This window comes from Prosthecobacter sp., from assembly GCF_046154365.1.
Classification (GTDB): Bacteria; Verrucomicrobiota; Verrucomicrobiia; order Verrucomicrobiales; family Verrucomicrobiaceae; genus Prosthecobacter.
The window spans coordinates 1-18897 of sequence record NZ_JBJXFV010000212.1; the positions used below are offsets into that span (position 1 = coordinate 1).

Consider the following 18897-nt stretch of genomic DNA (forward strand, 5'->3'; position numbering starts at 1 on the left):
GACGTACGTCGGCCTGGGCTGGTTGTTGTCTTTGCTCGCGTGCGCACAGAATGCGCGCACGCGGTCCGTCCTAATGCTCGCGTCCACCAAAAATGTCAATGAATTTTTCTAACAAAGCAGAACTAAACAGCCGAGGGCTAATCGAATGAAGAGAGAATGCTTTTTGAGCTGATGAGACATGTTGAGGGGTGACTTCACAAACCAACGCGAGCATGAGAGCCTTTGGTGCCTGGAGGCAAAAAACAAGCGAGGCCTGCGGAGAGGGAGTGTGGATTCATAAGGCGTATTTTGTCTGGCGGAACTGATCCTGTCTGCATCCGCGCAATCTGGTAACGCCCCGAATGGGGTGATTTTGGTGGAAGCCTGGTCTTTAGGCTTCTTGAATGGTCTGTGGAGCGAGTGCGACACCACGGGAGGCCGTATTGGTGGCTCCAGCGGCCAAACACCACGACATTCCCAGGAGTGAACGGCGCCGCCGATGCGAGCCACGGAAGTGTGGCTAGGCACCCCAGGAACAACCGAGCGACGAGAGAATATTCTTTGAGGAGCTGAGACATGTTGAGGGATGACTTCATCAACGAGCGCGAGCAGAAGCGCCTCTGCTGCCTGGAGATAGGTTTTTCACAATACCGTTGTATCTCGATGCGCTTGAATGAGGAAGGCACTTCACTGCACTTCCATCTGATGGAAATGCACCTGATCATGCTCACGGCGCTTGTGTGAGTTGCAGGCGGAGGAACTGCCTGGGCTGTGTCGCTAGCGTGGTGGTGGTGCGGACGCGGATGGTCTCGGTGCCGTCGTTGTTGTTCACGATATCGACCGGGGCGGTGGGCTGGGTCCAGGTCACTAAGTCGATCGATGCTTGCACGGTGTAGGTCACATCCGGCGTGTCTTTGCGGCGGGTGTATTCGAGCGTGGGGTAGTCGGTGCCGGTGACGTTCACGAGCTTGGCGTTTTGCGTGAAGCGGCGGAGGTTGTGACCGGTGGCATAGACGAAGAAGTGGCTCATGCCATCGTCATCGGGGTCGGCGTTGGGGTCGGTCTGGCCGATGTTGGCGAGGTAGGCGGCGAGGTTGAAGACGTCTTCTGTGCCGGGGCTGCCTTTGCTGCTGTAGCTGGCGCGCCAATTCGCTGCGAGGGCGGGGTTGGGATTGGTGCTGGGGTTGATGAGCACGAGGCTGGGGCCGGTGCCATCGGGGGCGAGCGGCCAGGGGGCGATGTCGTCGTAAGTGAGGTCGTGGATGAGGGTGAGGCTGCTGTCGTGGAGGGCGAGGTATTCGCCGCCGTTGTCGAGGCTGCCGCTGTAGTTGCCTGCGATGGGGATGCTGCTGCCGTAGCGGATGGCGAAGGCGATGGGGTTGTCCACGATGACAACCCTTTGCCCTGGGGCGAGCAGGCGTGGCGCGGTGGCGCTGCTGTCGAAGATCCAGCTCACGCCGCTGGTGAGGCTGATGCCCATGAGGTCGATGGGCTGGGCGCTGATGTTGGTTAGCTCGATGAACTCGAAGTTGCTCTCGTCGAGGAAGCCTGCGGTGGCTTCGGCGGCGCTGGTGGCGGGATTCGCGCCGGGATGGTAGTGCAGCTCGGTGATGGCGAGGTTGCTGGCGTTTGCAGGCACGGCTCCGACGACATAGATGGCTTCGCTGAGGGCGCTCCAGTTGGTGCCGTCGAAGGTGCGGGCGCGGATGGTTTGCACGCCGGCAGCGAGCGTGATGGGGCTGCCGACGAGGGTGCGCACGGCTTTGAGTCGGAGGTCAAAGCTGATGTCGCTGCTGGTGGCGTTCACTTGGTGGACCTGCACGGCGATGGTGTTCTCGCCCTCCACGAGCACGTTGGGGAGCAGGCGTGGATCGGTCACTGGGTAGAACGTTTCTTCATCGGCATCGCTCACGCCGAGGCCGTTGTAGGCGTAGCCGATGGGGCCGCTGGGCATGTTGCTGCGACCGACTTCTTTGCCGTTGATGTAGATGATCGCGCCGTCGTCGCGCTTGAGATCGAGTTCGAGGGCGTTGTATTGGCCGGGGTTGGTGACGGTGAACTTTTTGCGGAAGTAGATGACTTGGGAACGCTCTCCGCTGGGGCCGATGTTGATCGTGGTGCGCGGAGAGTCGCCTGCGCCGAGTTCGGCATCGCCGTCTTTCCAAATCGTGCTGTTCGTGTCGTCGAAGCTGGGGTGCTTCCAGTTGGTGCTGCTGTAGCTGGCGTGACCGTGCACGATGTCGCTGCTGCCGAGGTCGATGCTGGGGTCGCGATACTTCCAGGTGGCTCCGGCTCCGGCGCTGCCGCTGGCGGAACCATCAGCGATGAGGGTGGTGCGGACTTCGCCGTTGGGGGCGAAGATGACGGCGCTGGTGTTGAGCGTGCCATCAGCGTTCTGCGGGTCGCTGCCGTTGATGGTGTAATACATGGTGCCGACGGTGGCGGCGGCGGTGAGATTGAGCTGCGAGGTGCTGGTGATGTAGCCGCCTGAGGGTGTGACGCTGACGCCAGCGGTGGTGGGGTAGAGGCCGTCGGCGCGGAGCTGGGTGATGACGTTGGCGCTGCGCTGCGGGATGTAGGTTTGCAGGATGTAGTCGCGCGCTGCACGCCAGTTGTTGCGATTCATGGGCACGGCGACCTTGGCATCGCCCCAGCGTGCGGATTCGGCGATGATGGTGCTCTCGACGATGGGGGCGATGCGATTGATGCGGTCCGTGCAGGCGCTGGCACTGAGTGCTCCGCCGTTGAAAAGATGGTGCTGCACGCGGTTGTGCCAGCGTTTGCGATACTCGGGCACATCCATCAAATCGGCGTGGAGGAACATCGGATTGTAGGCGGCCTGCTTGGCGTTGAAACTCGCGAGGTCGGTGATCGTCGGCTTGAAGGGGCCGGTGCGATCTTCACTCGGATTGAAGAGCGTGTGCTCGGCATCATGGACGAAGAAAATGAAGCCACGGTTGGCGGTGCGGTCGCGGGCGCCGAACCAGTTGTTGGCGTTGTTTTCACCAAGGAAGGCGCTGGTGCAGCCATCGAGATTGCCGGTCCAGAAGGTGTTCAGCATGTAGTCAATGAGGTTGTCTGCATCGAGCAGCACGGGCGAGGTGTTGGGCGTGACGCCGTCCGCAGCGAGGCCCATGAGGTCGTGGTATTCGGCGGTGGTGAGCGTGCGGCGCGTGTAGGTGCCAGCGGCGATGAGAGGATTGGCCTTGTTGAACAGCAACTGCCACGCGGTGAGATCGCCATCGGTGGCTCCGGTGTTGAAGCCGCTGGTCACCTCGGATTTCACCACGTCCCAATTGGCTTTGCTGCCGCCGATGTAGCTGGTGCAGAAGTCGGCCTCGGTGCGTTCGTCGAGATCGTAGAGACCCCAGTATTGGCCGTTGAGATAGACTTGGCAGTAGCGGACACGGCTGCCGGGCGAGCCCATTTCGAGCTGGGTCTGGCGAGAGAACTCGTCGCGCAAAAAGGTGTTGTTGGGGTCGCCGTAGAATGACCAGGCGTAGTTCTGTGAAGTGCGAATATCGAATTGGTTGAAGCTGTTAGTGCCTGCCAATCCGAAGAGCGGAAAGTTCAGCGTGCCATTGCCATACTCGCTGCGGAAATAGAAGTGGAAGGAGTGCTTGGGGTTGGCTCCGACACGGCTGTAACCGCCGCGTGTGCGGATGCCGCAGTCCTCCTGGAAGCCGCCTGTGGGGTCGTTGAGCCACTCGATGGAGCAGGGGCGCTCCCAGGCGAGACCACGGCCCAGCGCGTTGACATAAATGCCGGTCGATGGGGAAAAGAGATCGGTGTTAGGCATCACGATGGAGACGCTGGGGATGGCACGCAGGGCGCTCTGCACCTGGGCCGCGCCGCCGATGGTCTCGTCGGTGCTGTTCACGATGTCGGGGTCCATGCCGTAGTCGATGGCTTGGCCATTGACGTTGCCACTGGCATCGGGCGTGGGCCAATGCGCTGCTGGTGGTGCGCCGGTGGGGCTCTGGGTGATGACATCGGCGGGCAAGATGTAGCTGTGGGTGCTGACCTTGGAGGTCTCCCAGCCGGGCTTGAAGGCGGCAGCGCGTAGCGTGGTCGTTAGCGTAATGCTGATCGGTGCGGTGTAGTTCGCGCCATTGGTCTCGGTGGGCAGCGTGCCATCGGTGGTGTAGCGGATGCTCACGCTGGGTGTGGTGGTGCTGAGCGTGACGTTGAAGGGCACTGAGGTCACCACGGCATCGGGGTAAACGCCGCGTTTTGGGCTGACGGCCAGCGTGGCGACTTTGCCCAATGAGGAGGGCAAGGCGTTGATGGTGTTCGGTGTGGCGTTGTTGAAAAAAGCAACGACCGGCGTGGCTGGCAGCGAGCCAGCGATCAGCTCGGGCAGCATGAGGAAGCTGTCATCCGCTGCGCTGGTGTTGAGCCCCTGGATGGCGAGTTGGTTGGTGCCTGAGAGCAGGCTGGGGATGACCGCGGAGACATTGAGGGCTAGCGGCGCGAGCGTCTGTGCATTGGTGCGTGTGCCGGTGGCGGCGCTGTCCCATGCGAGCGTGGCGGGTGCATTGCTGGCGGCGATGGACGTGCCGTTGACCCAGGCCGTGAAGCCATCGTTGTAGCGCATCTGCAAGCTCAGTGTGGTGAAGGCCCCGGCGCTGGCGATGAAGCGTTGTTTGATGAAGGCGGAGGCATTGACGTTGCGCATCGCCGTCTCGATGTTGGTTTGCACTGCGCTTGATGCGCCCGTGGCAACCCCCAGCGGTGTGGTGACGCTGGCGAGGCCGCCATTCGCGGTGTCGCCCACGAGCTTCATCGTTGCATCCCAAGCGCTGAGGTTGCCAGGCGCAGCGTAGAACTCGCCTTCATCGCCACCACCGGCCTCGAAGTAGAAGGCTTCAAAGGTGTGATTCCCAGCGGCGAGCGTGACGCTGCCGAGATGATCCACCGCGCCGTGGAACGCGGGGTCATCCATCACGATGTTGCCATCGATGAGGATGCGTCCGCCGTCATCGCTGTTGAGGCCGAAGGTCCAGACGCCTGCGGTGGGAATGGTGATGATGCCCTTGGCTTGATAAACATAATCGTTCAGCGCCCAGGCGGGCAGGAGTTGGTTGGCGCTGTAGTGACCATCGCCACCTTCACCCAGCACGTTGAACACGGGCAGGATGCTGATGCTTTCATTGGCGATGTCGCTGTGACCACTGGGGCGCGCGAGCAGCGCCACGCCCGCTGCCAAGCTATCGAGCGCTCCGTTCTTGCCACGCACCGTGATGGTCATGCCGGGCACAGTGAGGCCGAAGCCGAGGCCCGTGGGTTGATTCATCGTCCATGTGCCAGGAGTGGTGGTGACGGTCTTCCAATCCGATGCGAGCGCCGATGCGGTGGCCGGTGCGAGGTAGTCGGCATTGGCCCCAGCGGCGAGCAACTGACTGCGAGCAAAGACCAGCCCGTAGCTGCGATCACCGACCTGCGGCGGGAAGGTGGGAGCAAACTCATGCTGCACGGTGGTGCCATCTGGGCGGATCAGGCCGAGGTATTCGCCGTTGTTGCTGAGCGCGAAGTTCGTGTGCAGCGGCGAGCCGACCACGCGGCGGTTTTTGCTATCCGCCCAGACGAGCAGGAAGCCACCGGGCTCGATGGTCACAGCGGGGAACATCCACTTCGTTTTGTTGGTGATGAGATCGGTGAGATACCAGCCCGCCATGTTTCGCGCTGTGGCGCTGGGGTTGTGAATCTCGATCCAATCGCCGCGCTGGCCGTCTTCATCCGTGATGCCGGTGTCGTTCTTGGCCATGAACTCCGAGATCACCGGCTCCGGTGGTGCGAAGGTGGGGGCGACGACGGTGACGACGCCGGTGGTGAGGAGGTTGCTGGTATCGAGCTGCAGGCCGCCCAGATTGAAGGCGCTGGTGTCGATGCTGCTGAAGCTGCCGGTGACGCTGGTCGCGCCGCTGAGGTCGAGCACTTGCAAGCTCTCGCCCACGATGAACCCGCGCCCGGTCGGATTTGCCAAGCGCAACTTCGCCCCATTGGCGATGCTGACGCTGCCATTGAGCCGTAACACATCGATACCGCCCGTGGGCCACACATCGAAGACGCAGGTGCTCGATGAACCCAAGGCAATGCTGCTAGCGGTGATGCTCAGATCTGTGGCCTGGGTGGCGGCGAGACGGCCCACCAGCACGGTGCCATTGACTTGCACCGTGTTCGCACCGCCCGCGACGATGAAGCCATCACCCGCGAGCGAGGCGTTCACCACGACATTGCCCGAGCCGGTGGCCGAGCCAGTGGTGTTGTTCACTTCCATGATGCCGCCGCTGATGGTGGTGCCGCCAGTGTAGGTGCTCGCGCCGGTCAGGGTGGTGGTGCCTGCTCCCAGTTGCTGCACGGCACCCGTGCCGGAGATCACGCTGCTCAGCGCAAACGCACCGCTGCGGTTGAAGGCGAGTGTGCCGTTGTTGGTCACAGCGCTGGTGTTGCTGATGGAGCCAGTCGCGCCGCCATTGCCCACTTGCAGAGTGCCTGCGCTGATGGCGGTGCTGCCAGTGTAAGTGTTCGCTCCGGTCAAGGCGGTGATGCCAGCTCCGAGTTGCTGCACGGCACCCGTGCCGGAGATCACGCTGCTCAGCGTGAGCGCATCGCTGCGGTTGAAAGCGAGTGTGCCGTTGTTGGTCACAGCGCTGGTGTTGCTGATCGAACCCGTCGTGCCGCCGTTGCCCACTTGCAGAGTGCCGCCGCTGATCGTGGTGCTGCCGGTGTAGGTGTTCGCGCCGGTCAGCGTCAGTGTGCCGCTGCCGGTTTTAGCAAGTGGCATCGCGCCCGAGAGAGCACCCGAAACCGTGCCGCTGGTCGTGCCATTGGAGTCTGCGGTCACCAGCGCGTCGGAGTTGACGTTGCCCGTTATATTGAGGGCACCCGTGAGCGTGACCGGCGTGTCCCGCCAGCCGGAACTGGCGGGGCCGCTGCCAGTGATGTTGATCGCTCCGGTGCCAGCGTTGGCCGAGAAGGAGGCCGGGATATACCAAGCGCCAGACCTTCCCAGGGAGATGTTCAGGTTGATCGCTCCATTGGCCGCGCTGGTGTCCAAAGCGAGGCTGTTGCCGTCGCCATTCGCTTTGCCCACGTCTCCAGACATCGTGATGGAGGCGGCGGTCAACGTGGTGCTGACCGCGCCCAGTCCGATCCCCGAGTAAAGCCCAGTGCTGGCTCCCTGCGCCAAGCTCAGCGTGCCGCCTTGCGTGATATTTCCGTTGAGAGTGATGTAGCCTGCGGTCGCGCTCAGATTGCCGCTGCCGGTGATGCCAGCGGCAGGCAGAGAGGCGGTCGCCGTGGAGTCCAAAGTGTAAACAAGGCTGGCGTTGTTCACGATGGCACCTGAACCAAGTGACCCCGTGCTGCCGCCATTGCCCACTTGCAGCGTGCCTGCGCTGATGGTGGTGGTGCCGCTGTAAGTGTTCGCGCCGGTCAGGGTGGTGGTGCCTGCGCCCAGATGCTGCACCGCACCCGTGCCGGAGATCACGCTGCTCACCGTGAGCGCATCGCTGCGGTTGAAGGCGAGTGTGCCGTTGTTGGTCACAGCGCTGGCGTTGCTGATCGAACCGGTCGTGCCGCCGCTGCCGATCTGCAAGGTGCCGCCGCTGATCGTGGTCGCGCCGTCGTAGGTGTTGTCGCTGCTGAGGGTCTGGGTGCCGTTGCCAACCTTGGTGAACGCGCCACCCGCGCCGCTGATAATGCCCAAATACGTGTTGGAAGAATGATTGGCACCCACGCTGATGGAATTGCTGCCGATCGCCAGATCATCCGCACCTTTGAGCCCGCCAAGGTTGAAGGTGGAAGCTGCACTGAATATCACCTGCTGGTCGCCACTGGCACCTGTGTCCAGAGTGCTGTTTTGCAAGGCATTGGCATGGTTCAGGCGAAGCGTTCCCGTGTTGCCACCCATGACGGTGTCGCCGGTGAAGGTGTTAGCTGCGGAGAAATAGACCGTTCCGATATTGCTGCTGCCAATGGTGACGGTTCCCGCCGTTCCAGGCGTCATGCCTGCTGCATCTTGGATGACGCCGTTCATATTCAAGAGCCAGCCGGAGTTACCGATTTCCGCCAGGGTCACCGACTTGCCGACGGAGCTGGCGGAGCCAAGGGTCAAGGTGCCGTTCAGGTTCAAGTTGCCATGGCCATTAATGGTCGCCACGCCCGAGTTGCCCGTTTGCACCGTGATGTTGTTCGAATAGTTCGTTGAGCTGATGTAGCCCACTTGCAACGTGGCATTTGCCGAGCCGGAAGTGTCGCCAAGAAAGACCGCAGATGCCGAGCTGATGCCAGCGACGCCATTGGAAGTGCCAGCGACCAAGGTGCCCGACTTGATGGTGGTGGCTCCAGTGTAGGTATTGGTGGAAGCCAAGGTAACCGACCCGCCGAAACCAGCATCGAGCGTCAGCCCAGTCGCGCCAGTGATGCCCACGACGCCGGAGGCATTGGTGAAGGCATAGGCGTTGGTGCCCGCGCCCGTATCGGTGAAATTGAGGGAAAGCGGCGAGACACCTGCCGCCAGGACGGAGATCGACAAATTGCCCCCGCCAGTGTCGCCGAACTGAACGATGTCACCGTCGGTGTAGAGGTTCGTTCCGCCGTTGCTCCAGTTAGCGGTGCTGGTGTCCCAGTTGAAGTCTGTGCCACCCGTCCAGAGCACAGTGCCAGCCTGGGCGTCTGGAATGGCAAGCAGCACAGCCATGCCGACGCTGAGGATGAGGGTCTTGATGGTGGATCTTGCGTGCATGTGGATGGGGAAAGGGACGACGTTTGCGTCGGGGGGGGGGCGTCAGGAGCCGATTTGCGCCATGACCGACATGTCAAAACCCAGAGTTAGCCAGAAATCCCCGCTTCTGTCGCTGACATGAGCATGTCTTTTGTTTTCGCGGAGTGGCTCCGCATCAGGATTGACGCTCATTCGCCGGTGGCCTTGCTGTCCCAGGCGAGCGTGGCGTTGGCGAGGCCGCCATTCGCGGTGTCGCCCACGAGTCTCATGCTTGGATCCCAAGCGGTGAAGGGTGAAGGTGCCAGGCGCAGCGTAGAACTCGCCTTCATCGCCGCCACCGGCCTCGAAGAAGAAGGCTTCAAAGGTGTGATTGCCAGCGCTGAGGGTGACGGTGCCGCCGAGATCCTGCACCCCATGGAAAGCGGGGGCATCCATCACGATGCTACCATCGATGAGGATGCGTCCGCCGACGGAATAATATCCCACCTTGACCATCTCACGATGTCGGCGAGTCTTCACCTTCGCTTTCCCAATGAAACGTTTCTGGCAAATCCTCGCACTCATGCTGCTGGCCTTGATGGTCCCGGCTTCGATGTGCTGTTTTGGGCCAGACGCGTGTGCGGCGATGGTGTGCAGTTCTTGCGCAGATCACGACCACGAGCACCACGATGGAAAAGGGCATGATGGCGAGCACCACGCTCCCGTTTCCTGCCCGAGCGATACGATTGCTCATAGCCAGGTTCCCGCGCCGGTCACGATGCCGGAGATGCAGATGGTGGAACTGGTGGAGTTGATTCAGGCGATGATCCGTCTTCAGGACGAACTCGCCACTGCCACGGAGTCTTCTGGGCTACCGATGACCACCGCGCCGCCGGAACTGCGAGCGACGTGGCATTTCACGCAACGCACGGCACTGCCCGTGCGTGCGCCTTCGATCAAGGCTTAAAGCTCCGTGCGTTGGTCCGCCCATGAGGGCGGTGACATCCACGCAGGAGCTTCCCACCGCGACCGCTCATCCAGCGGCATCGTGGCCTTGTCGTGCCTCCGTCCAAACTCGAACCCCTTTTTCATTATGCGCTTCTTTATCCTTTCATCCCTATTGCTGGCCGTTGTGCCACAGCTCCATGCGGCGGATCCAAAACCTGCCGCCTCATCCATCTCCGAACTCGTGGGCCGAACGCTCGCGGGCAATCCTGAAATCCGTTTCTATGAAGCTGAGGTCGCCGCAGCCAAAGCTGCTCGCACCACCGCAGGCAAGCCATCGAACCCCGAACTCAGCCTGCAAATCGGCAACAACCAGATTCGAAACACCGACAGCCGTTCTAACGGCCTCGCCTTCTCCGCCGAGCTGGCGCAGCCCATTGAGTGGCCGGGCCGCTTGGGCCTGCGCAAGGCCATCGCGAATCGCGACATCGCTATGGCGGAGTTGGGGCTGGAGCGATTCCGCTTTCACCTCGCGGCTCGTGTGCGCGTGCTGGCTTTCACGTTGGCAGCGCAGCAAGACCTCGCCAATGCGGCGAATGACGTCGCCGCACGCTATGCCTCGCTGCGTGAGGTAATGGTGCAGCGTGAGCCTGCGGGTATCGCTCCGCAGCTTGAGATTGCCACCATTGAAGCAGCGGCACTCGTGGCCGAATCGCGGGCGGCAAAGGCTGGTGTGGTCGTGCAAAAGGCCCTGCTGGAGTTGAATCAGCTCATGGGTCGCCGTGCGGATGCATCGCTCATTGTCAAACGTGACCCACTGGACACAAAACCCGCACCGGAACTGCTCTCGCTGCTCGGTGCCGCCATGAAGAACCACTACGAGCTGCGCACGCGCCGCGCGGAGTTGGAGCAGCAGGGCTTCAAGGTCGAGCTGGCGAAGAACGAGCGTTACCCTGCCTTCACCGTCGGCCCGTTCGTTCAGGTGCAAAACACGCGTTCGTTGGATGATCAGACCACGGCGGGTATCGGCATCTCCTTCCCGCTGCCCTTCTGGAAGACTGGCAAAGCGGAAGTCACCGCTGCGGAAGCGCGGCAGGTTCAGGCTCAGGCCACGCTCGCCACTGCCCAGCGTGAGGTCGAGCGGCAGGTCACGGAGCACCTGCTGCTCTATCAGACCCAGCGGGCAAGGCTCGCTGTATGGAAGGGGGATGCGGCTGCCAAGTTCAGCGATGCCGCCGCGCTCGCCGACCGTCACTTCAGACTCGGTGCCGTGCCCATGAGCACCTTTGTCGAGCTTCAGGATAAGTATCTCGAAGCTGTCGATGCCATCCACAACACGCAGGCCGAGGCACTCGAATCAGCCCTCAGCCTTGAAGAACTCACCGGCGCACCCGGCAGCCTCGTCACCACCAAAAACTAATTCAATCTCCACATGAAACTCTTTCTCGTCCTCTCTCTCGCGATCATCGCCACATCACTTACTAGCTGCAGTGAGTCCTCCGCCAGTCCCACCACAGAACACGCCGCGGCACCGGAAAACGGCGCTCAATATAAGGAAGGCAAAGGGGTGGCCCTCACTGCGCTCATGGCCCAGTCCATTCGCCTGCAAACCGCCGAAGTCGCCGAAGAAAAGATCGCCCCAGCCTTCACCATCACGTTGCAGGCGATGCAGGCAGGCACGGAGGCCAGCGGATGGCTCACCGCTGACCAAGCCGCCCGCGTGCGGCCAGGCATGGAAGTGAGTCTTGGCACCACGAAAGGTAGCGTGCTCCGCATCGAAAAGGCAGCGTATGTCACGCTCGGCGATTTTGAAGTCACCGTGCAAACATCCGCTCCTATCGAAGCCGGCAGCGCCCTGACCGCCACGTTTCAGTTCCCCGCTGGTGATGCCGTGACCGCCATTCCAGTCAAAGCACTGCTGACCACTGCCGAAGGCACTTTCGTCTATGCCAAGAACGATGAGTTCTACCTCCGCACTGCCGTCAAAGTTGGCTCACGCAGCGGTGAGCATGTCGAGATCACCGATGGCCTCTATACGGGCGATGAGATTGTCACCACGCCCGTCATGGCCCTCTGGCTCGCTGAACTCCAAGTCCTACGCGGCGGCAAAGCCTGCACCTGCGGCCACTAACTGCACCACCATGCTCACTCATCTCATCACCTTCGCCATGCGGCAGCGGGCCGCAGTGCTGCTTGCCACGCTCATCCTCGTCGGCATCGGCACCTACTCCGCCATTCATCTGCCCATTGATGCCGTGCCGGACATCACCAACCCGCAGGTGCAGATCAATACCGCCGTGCCCGCCCTCGCCCCAGAGGAGATTGAAAAACTCGTCTCCTTCCCCATCGAGAGCCAGATGGCGGGTCTCCCGCAAATGGTGGAACTGCGCTCGTTATCAAAGTTTGGTCTCTCGCAGGTCACCATGATCTTCCATGACGACGTGGATCTCTACCGCACCCGGCAACTCGTCACCGAACGATTGCAAACCGTGCTGGATGACCTCCCGCCCGGACTCACGCCAAAGCTCGCGCCCGTCGCCACCGGCCTTGGCGAAATCTTCTACTACAGCCTCGATTACAGTGAAGACGCCGCCAATAAACCCACCACCCGCGAGGCGCAGCTCATGGCCCTCGCGCAAATCCAAGAATACCAAGTGAAGCCCCTGCTGCGTGGCACCCCCGGCGTGGCGGAGGTCAATACGAGCGGGGGTTACCAAAGGCAGATCGTCATCCAGCCTGATCCTGCACGCCTCGCCGCACGCGGCATGTCACTCGACATGCTCGCGGAGATTGTTGAACAAAACACCCGCAATGCTGGCGGTGGTTATGTCGAGATCGGCGGTGAGCAGCTCATCATCCGCGCCACCAGCCGCGTAAATGAAATCGACCAAATCCTCGCCATCCCGCTCAAGTTTGCTGGCGGTGTTAAGCCCATCCTGCTCAGCGAAGTCGCCACCGTCATCATCGGCAGCGCCTTCCGCACCGGAGCCGCCACGGCTGACGGCAAAGAAGCCCTCGTCGGAGCCACCATCATGCTTGCCGGAGAAAACTCCCGCCTTGTCGCCATGGCCGTGCGGGCCAAGCTCAGCGAAATACAGCCCAAGCTCCCGCAAGGCGTCGTCATCCGCGCTTTGTATGATCGAAGTGATCTCGTCAGCCGCACCATCGCCACGGTGGAGAAGAACTTGGCCGAGGGCGCACTGCTCGTCGTCGTCGTGCTCTTTGCACTGCTGGGAAACTTCCGCGCCGCGTTCATCGTCGCCCTCGTCATCCCGCTTTCCATGCTCTTTGCCATGACCGGCATGGTGCGTTACCAGATCAGCGGGAACTTGATGAGCCTCGGAGCCATCGACTTCGGCCTCATCATTGATGGAGCTGTCGTCATGGTGGAAAACATCGTCCGCCATCTCGGCGAAAAACAGCACGCCCTGGGCCGCAGGCTCACCGTGGCCGAGCGCACCGAAGAAGTGCTCAAATCGGCCAAGGAAGTGGCCAATCCGATGTTTTTCGGCGTGCTCATCATCACCGTCGTTTACGTGCCCATTCTCGCCTTGCAGGGCATCGAAGGGAAGATGTTCAAACCCATGGCGTTGGTCGTCATGCTCGCCCTCGGCGGTTCGCTCGTGCTCGCCGTCACCTTGATGCCCGTTTTGTGTTCCTTCCTGCTCGGTGGGAAGATTCAGGAGAAAGACAACTGGATCGTCACCTTCACCAAACGTCTCTACACACCGCTCCTGCGCTTCGGCCTGCGCTTCATGCCGCTCATCGTGCTGCCCATGATTGTGCTCTTTGGCTCCTCGATGTGGGTCTTCACCCGCCTCGGCTCCGAGTTCATCCCGCAGCTCGATGAAGGCGACTTCGCCTTCCAGCTCATCCGCAGCAGCAGTGCTGGCCTGTCCTCCTCCATTGATCTCCAGAAGCAAAGCGAGGCCGTCATCCGCCGCGACTTCCCGGAGGTGAAAGAGATATTCTCCCGCATCGGCACTGCCGAAGTCGCCACCGATCCTATGAACCCCAACGTGGCCGACACCTACCTCATGCTCACGCCCCGCGACCAGTGGCGCAGAGAAGAAGGCAAACCCATCAGCAAAGAGCACCTCGGCGAACTCATGCGGAAAGCCCTGCTCGATCAGGTGCCAGGTCAAAACATTCTCGTCACCCAGCCCATCCAGATGCGCTTCAACGAGATCATGGCCGGAGCACGCGCCGACCTCGTGTGCAAAATCTTTGGCGACAACTACGACGAACTCGAACGCCTCGCCGGAGAGGCCCGTAGCATCATCAGCGGCATTCGTGGCGGCAGCGAGACAGAGTTCGACAACATCGGCAAGAACCCCATGATCGAGATCCAGCCTGACCGTGACGCCATGCGCAAGTTCAACGTCCATGCTGATGAACTCAACCGCCTCATCGAAACCGCCCTCGCAGGCACGGAGGTCGGCATCGTCATGAATGGCAACAAACGCAGCCCCATCGTCGTCCGTCTCGGCGAAGACCGCCGCAGCGACCTCGAAGGCATCAAACGTCTCGCCTTACGCACCGAAGACGGCGGAATGTTGGCCCTCGGCCAAGTCGCCAAGATCGTCCTCGTCCCACAGCCCGTGCAGATCGCCCGTGAAGATGCCCAGCGCCGAGTCAGCATCCTCATCAACGTCCGTGGACGCGACACCGAAGGCTTCGTGCAAGAGGCCACCCAGGCCATCCATGACAAAGTGAAGTTCCCCGACGGCTACTACTTTGAGTTCGGCGGGCAGTTCAAAAACCTCCAGGAAGCCAAAGCCCGACTCACCATCGTCGTGCCGCTCGCCCTCGCCTTGATCTTCGTGCTCATCTTTTTGAGCTTCGGTTCCTTCAAGCAAGCCACGCTCATCTTCATGTGTGTGCCTCTTGCCGTCACTGGCGGCATCTTTGCTTTGTATCTACGCGGCATGCCCTTCACCATCAGCGCGGCGGTCGGCTTCATCGCCCTGAGCGGCATCGCTGTGCTGAATGGCATCATGCTCATCAGCTACATCAACCAACTCCGCACCGAAGGCCGCGAGGTGCGCGAAGCCGTCGTCGAAGGCACCCTCACCCGCCTGCGGCCCAAGCTCATGACCGCTCTCGTAGCCAGTCTCGGCTTCGTGCCCATGGCCATCGCCACCGGAGCCGGGGCCGAAGTCCAGCGCCCCATCGCCACCGTCGTCATCGGCGGCATCATCACCTCCACTTTCCTCACCCTGCTCGTCGTGCCTGTGCTCTACGACTGGATTGAGCGGAAAACAAACCCGCAAAGGCCGCAGCATGAAAACCGATAGCCACGACAAATCCGAATCCAAATCCTGCGGCTCCTGCGAGCACGGGCATGATGACACACCACTGCCGCGCAATACGCTCGTCATCGCCTCCGGTTCACTCCTTGGCAGTGGGATGCTTTTGCAATGGTTGAAAACTGGTCCTGTCCTGCTGCCTACCATTTTCTTTGGCCTTGCCACACTCGCGGGCGGCCTGCTCGTGGTGCCTGCCGCATGGGGCGCACTCAAGAAACTGCGGCTCGATATGAACGTCCTCATGACCGTGGCCGTGAGTGGCGCATGGCTCGTGGGCGAAGGCGCGGAAGGTGCCGCTGTCGTCTTCCTCTTTGCACTGTCAGAGCTGCTCGAATCCTGGAGCGTCGGCAGAGCGCGGCGTGCCATCGCTGCATTGCTCAAGCTCACACCTCAGACTGCCTTGGTCAAAGGAGCTGATGGCGTTGCCAAAGAAGTGCCCGTGGCAGACGTGGCAGTGGGCGCGGAGATCAGCGTGCGCAGCGGCAGCAGCGTCCCGCTGGACGGCGAGGTCATCGCTGGAGAATCCGCCGTGAATCAAGCCCCCATCACTGGCGAATCCGTGCCCGTGGAGAAGAAACCCGGTGACACCGTTTTCGCAGGCACCATCAATGGTGAAGGCTCGCTCACCGTGCGAGTGACGAAAGCCGCCAGTGACTCCACACTCGCTCGCATCATCAAGCTCGTCGAAGAAGCCGAGGAGCAGAAAGCCCCCACGCAGCGCTTCGTGGACAAGTTCGCCACCATCTACACACCCGCCGTGTTCGTGGTCGCTCTATTGGTTGCCATGCTGCCGCCATTGCTCATGGGCGGCGCGTGGTCGGAGTGGACGTATCGCGCCCTCGTGCTGCTCGTCATCGCCTGCCCCTGTGCGCTCGTCATTGCCACACCTGTCTCGATTGTCTCCGGCCTCACCGCACTCGCACGACGCGGCGTGCTCATCAAAGGCGGCGCACACCTCGAAGCCGTCGGCAAGCTGCGTGCCCTCGCCGTGGATAAAACTGGCACCATCACGCAAGGCAGGCCGCAGGTCCCGGGCGTCATCGCTCTCGGCGACATGACCGAAGACGAAGTGCTGCGCCGTGCCGCTGCCATTGACGCCCACTCCGAGCATCCGCTGGCAAAGGCCGTCGTCTCCGCCGCACACGCCAAAGGCACCACCTGGGTAGAATCCACCCAATACCAATCCATCACCGGACGTGGAGCCACCGCCATCATCGACGGACATCCGCATTTCATCGGCAATCACAAAATGGCGCATGAACTCGGGATCTGCTCACCCGAGATCGAAGCCCGGCTCACCGAGATCGAAAACCAAGGCCAGTCCCTCGCCATCCTCGGCCACACCCCGCATGAAGGCTGCGAGGGCAAGATTCTCGGCATCCTTGCTATCGGCGACACCCTGCGCCCCGAAGCCGCCAACGCCCTTACCCTGCTCCATGACGCAGGCCTTGAAAAAGTCGTCATGCTCAGCGGTGACAACCAGCGCACGGTCGATGCCATCGCCCGACAGGCAGGCATTGACGAAGCCTACGGCGACCTCATGCCCGCGCAGAAGATCGAGCACATCCGCCGCCTCATGGCCGAGCACCATTTCGTCGGCATGATCGGCGATGGCGTGAATGATGCCCCCGCACTAGCCCTCGCCAGCGTCGGCATCGCCATGGGAGCCATCGGCAGCGACACCGCCATCGAGACCGCCGACATGGCCCTCATGCAGGACGACCTCACCCGCGTGGCCGAAGCCATCGCACTAGGCCGCCGCACCCTGAGCATCATCCAGTTCAACGTCGCCTTCGCCCTCGTAGTGAAGGCCGTCTTCCTCATCCTCGCCTTCACTGGCCACACCAGCCTCTGGCTCGCCATCCTCGCCGATACCGGAGCCACCTTGCTCGTCATTCTCAATGCCCTGCGCCTGCTCGGCACATCCCCTTTCCTGAAACTAGAGATCGGCTCCAAGCCCTGAACCTGGTTCCATTGGAAAACCAAGAACCCACAACCCAACCCAAGCCAACGAACCCATGAAAACACTGCTCAACATCCTCATCATCGCCGCCCTTGCTACCACCTCAGCCTTCGCTGCCGACGCCAAAGTCAAAGCCGGCCCCCGCAAAGGCCTCATCCTCGATCTCGGCGGCAAACAAGCCGAGTTCTTCGTCGAAAAAGACCGCAGCATCAGCATCGCTGTCTATGACGACGCGCTGAAAGCCCAGCCCGCAACAACGGAAGTCATCACCGCCACCGCCGAAGCCCCCAGCGGCAAAGCCAAGATCGCCTTTGAACTCAAAGACGGCAAACTCGTCTCCACCACCAAACTCCCCGAAGGCGAAGGCTATCAAGTTGTCGTCCAGGCCAAAGCCACTCCCGACGCGAAAACCAAGAACTTCCGCATCAAGCTCATCCTCTACACCTGCAAAGAGTGCAGCAACCCCGAATACGCCTGCACCTGCGCCGATCATTGAGATAGAAACCCATGGCTGGTCATGCCCGGAAATGACAAACACGAAGCCTACGACTACGCCGAGCGCATCCGCGCTCGGCTACCTCGACGCCTGCAAGAGCTGCGGGAGCGCTGCGGGCTGAGCAAATACGCCCGCGCCCGTATCGGTGAAACGGATGGAAAGCGGCGAGACCCCTGCCGCCAGGACAGAGATCGATAAATTGCCCCCGCCAGTGTCACCGAACTGAACAATGTCACCGTCAGTGTAGGTGGCCGCCCCGCTCCAGTTAGCGGTGCTGGTGTCCCAGTTGCCATCTGTGCCACCCGTCCAGAGCACAGTGCCAGCCTGGGCCGCTGGAATGGCAAGCAGCACAGCCATGCCGACGCTGAGGATGAGGGTCTTGATGGTGGACTTTGCGTTCAAGTTGATGGGGGAATGGGAAGTGGTTGCATGGGGTGCAGGGTGCAAGTGGTCTGGAAAATGATGGGCTTGGGATGTGGTCGTCAGGAGCTGACTTGGGCCATGACTGGTGCCTGAAACGCCAAAGCTAGCCACAAAACCCCTGTGTCTGTCGATGACATGAACATGTCTTTTGTTTTCGCGGGGTGGCCCCGCATCCGGATTGACGGTCATCCAACTAACAACGGAATCGACTCGCCATGGCAAGACAACGGAATTGAAACCTGGGAGGGAAAGCCGGCCAGTTCGCCCGCGCCATTCAACCCGTCCGCCGCCATTCCCTCGTCGAGCAAACCGCCACGATCTGCGCGAGGGCTTCCGCAGCGGACGTTGAGCTTAGAATGAGAGAGAGTATTCCCGGGCTTTAGCCCGAATAGGCGTCGCTAGGAGCGGAGGCTTTGAAGAAGAGAGTCGTATTCGAGGCCCAAGATTAGCCAATCGGTTTGTAATGCGGCAGCAACACAATCTGCCCACTACTTCCGAGAAGAGGCAGCCAAAGGCACGCCAACTTTCGGCAACAAAAAATAGCCCTTGAGGCAGGCCGGGTTGCGCACGCAGATTTGCAGATGGTTCTGGTGCCGCAACTCGGCCCCTTCATAAATGGGACTGCCCTCGGCGAAGTAGCCGATCACCGTGTCAAAGGGTTCATGACCTTCGGCTTTGCGGAGGGCGTGCAGCGTCTCCATGACCCGGTTGTCCAGCACGCGCCTTCCGCCCTTATTCACCGGCATGGCGTTCGGGAGGTTTTCATTTTCCATGGTGCCCTTCAAATGCGCGTGGGCACGAGTGACCCACTCAATGGCGGCGCGCTCTGCGAGGTTGAGGCAATTCCCAAGGTCAATCACAGCACCGATCACTCCGGGCAACGCGAGTTTTCGATAGCGGCGGTCTTTGGCCCATTCGAGAGCACGAAGGGCATCGTGTGCCCAAAAGTAGTTCTGCTTTGTTAGAAAAATTCATTGACATTTTTGGTGGACGCGAGCATTAGGACGGACCGCGTGCGCGCATTCTGTGCGCACGCGAGCAAAGACAACAACCAGCCCAGGCCGACGTACGTCGG

Annotated in this window: 10 protein-coding genes; 6 read left to right on the top strand and 4 right to left on the bottom strand. The window is 61.3% G+C overall.

The window, feature by feature from the left end; genetic code table 11:
* Positions 1-706: 706 nt before the first annotated feature.
* Complete coding sequence (locus ACKVY0_RS27125; RefSeq protein WP_409218005.1) at positions 707-8728, bottom strand: autotransporter-associated beta strand repeat-containing protein; 8022 nt, start codon at positions 8726-8728, stop codon at positions 707-709.
* 42 nt (positions 8729-8770) lie between these two features.
* Entirely contained in the window at positions 8771-9226 is a 456-nt protein-coding gene (locus ACKVY0_RS27130; RefSeq protein WP_409218006.1) for a hypothetical protein, read from the bottom strand.
* 13 nt (positions 9227-9239) lie between these two features.
* Between ACKVY0_RS27130 and ACKVY0_RS27135 the strand changes: the two genes are divergently transcribed.
* The 6 genes from ACKVY0_RS27135 (at position 9240) to ACKVY0_RS27160 (ending at position 17399) form a co-directional block, all read left to right on the top strand.
* Complete coding sequence (locus ACKVY0_RS27135; RefSeq protein ID WP_409218007.1) at positions 9240-9653, top strand: hypothetical protein; 414 nt, start codon at positions 9240-9242, stop codon at positions 9651-9653.
* 126 nt (positions 9654-9779) lie between these two features.
* On the top strand, positions 9780-11051 hold the full coding sequence (locus ACKVY0_RS27140) for a TolC family protein (RefSeq protein ID WP_409218008.1): 1272 nt from the start codon (positions 9780-9782) through the stop codon (positions 11049-11051).
* Positions 11052-11063: 12 nt separating this feature from the next.
* Positions 11064-11762: a hypothetical protein gene (locus tag ACKVY0_RS27145; RefSeq protein ID WP_409218009.1), complete on the top strand. Its 699-nt coding sequence runs from the start codon at positions 11064-11066 to the stop codon at positions 11760-11762.
* 10 nt (positions 11763-11772) lie between these two features.
* The gene (locus ACKVY0_RS27150) at positions 11773-14928 is read left to right on the top strand and encodes an efflux RND transporter permease subunit (protein WP_409218010.1); all 3156 of its coding nucleotides are present in this window, start codon (positions 11773-11775) and stop codon (positions 14926-14928) included.
* On the top strand, positions 14915-16903 hold the full coding sequence (locus ACKVY0_RS27155) for a heavy metal translocating P-type ATPase (RefSeq protein WP_409218011.1): 1989 nt from the start codon (positions 14915-14917) through the stop codon (positions 16901-16903). The genes ACKVY0_RS27150 and ACKVY0_RS27155 overlap by 14 nt, the downstream gene beginning before the upstream one ends.
* Before the next feature lie 55 nt (positions 16904-16958).
* Entirely contained in the window at positions 16959-17399 is a 441-nt protein-coding gene (locus ACKVY0_RS27160) for a hypothetical protein (protein ID WP_409218012.1), read from the top strand.
* Between the two features lie 78 nt (positions 17400-17477).
* Here ACKVY0_RS27160 and ACKVY0_RS27165 read toward each other — a convergent pair whose 3' ends face one another.
* Positions 17478-17801 carry a hypothetical protein gene (locus ACKVY0_RS27165; RefSeq protein WP_409218013.1) on the bottom strand — a complete coding sequence of 108 codons (324 nt, stop codon included), beginning with the start codon at positions 17799-17801 and terminating at the stop codon, positions 17478-17480.
* A 509-nt stretch (positions 17802-18310) separates the two neighbouring features.
* The gene (locus tag ACKVY0_RS27170; RefSeq protein ID WP_409218014.1) at positions 18311-18595 is read right to left on the bottom strand and encodes a hypothetical protein; all 285 of its coding nucleotides are present in this window, start codon (positions 18593-18595) and stop codon (positions 18311-18313) included.
* Positions 18596-18897: the final 302 nt, after the last annotated feature.

Excerpts from the sequence above, each read along its gene's own strand:
- ACKVY0_RS27125 (WP_409218005.1), bottom strand. The coding sequence starts at position 8,728 with ATGCACGCAAGATCCACCATCAAGACCCTCATCCTCAGCGTCGGCATG.
- ACKVY0_RS27135 (WP_409218007.1), top strand. The coding sequence starts at position 9,240 with ATGAAACGTTTCTGGCAAATCCTCGCACTCATGCTGCTGGCCTTGATG.
- ACKVY0_RS27140 (WP_409218008.1), top strand. The coding sequence starts at position 9,780 with ATGCGCTTCTTTATCCTTTCATCCCTATTGCTGGCCGTTGTGCCACAG.
- ACKVY0_RS27145 (WP_409218009.1), top strand. The coding sequence starts at position 11,064 with ATGAAACTCTTTCTCGTCCTCTCTCTCGCGATCATCGCCACATCACTT.
- ACKVY0_RS27150 (WP_409218010.1), top strand. The coding sequence starts at position 11,773 with ATGCTCACTCATCTCATCACCTTCGCCATGCGGCAGCGGGCCGCAGTG.
- ACKVY0_RS27155 (WP_409218011.1), top strand. The coding sequence starts at position 14,915 with ATGAAAACCGATAGCCACGACAAATCCGAATCCAAATCCTGCGGCTCC.
- ACKVY0_RS27160 (WP_409218012.1), top strand. The coding sequence starts at position 16,959 with ATGAAAACACTGCTCAACATCCTCATCATCGCCGCCCTTGCTACCACC.
- ACKVY0_RS27170 (WP_409218014.1), bottom strand. The coding sequence starts at position 18,595 with ATGGAAAATGAAAACCTCCCGAACGCCATGCCGGTGAATAAGGGCGGA.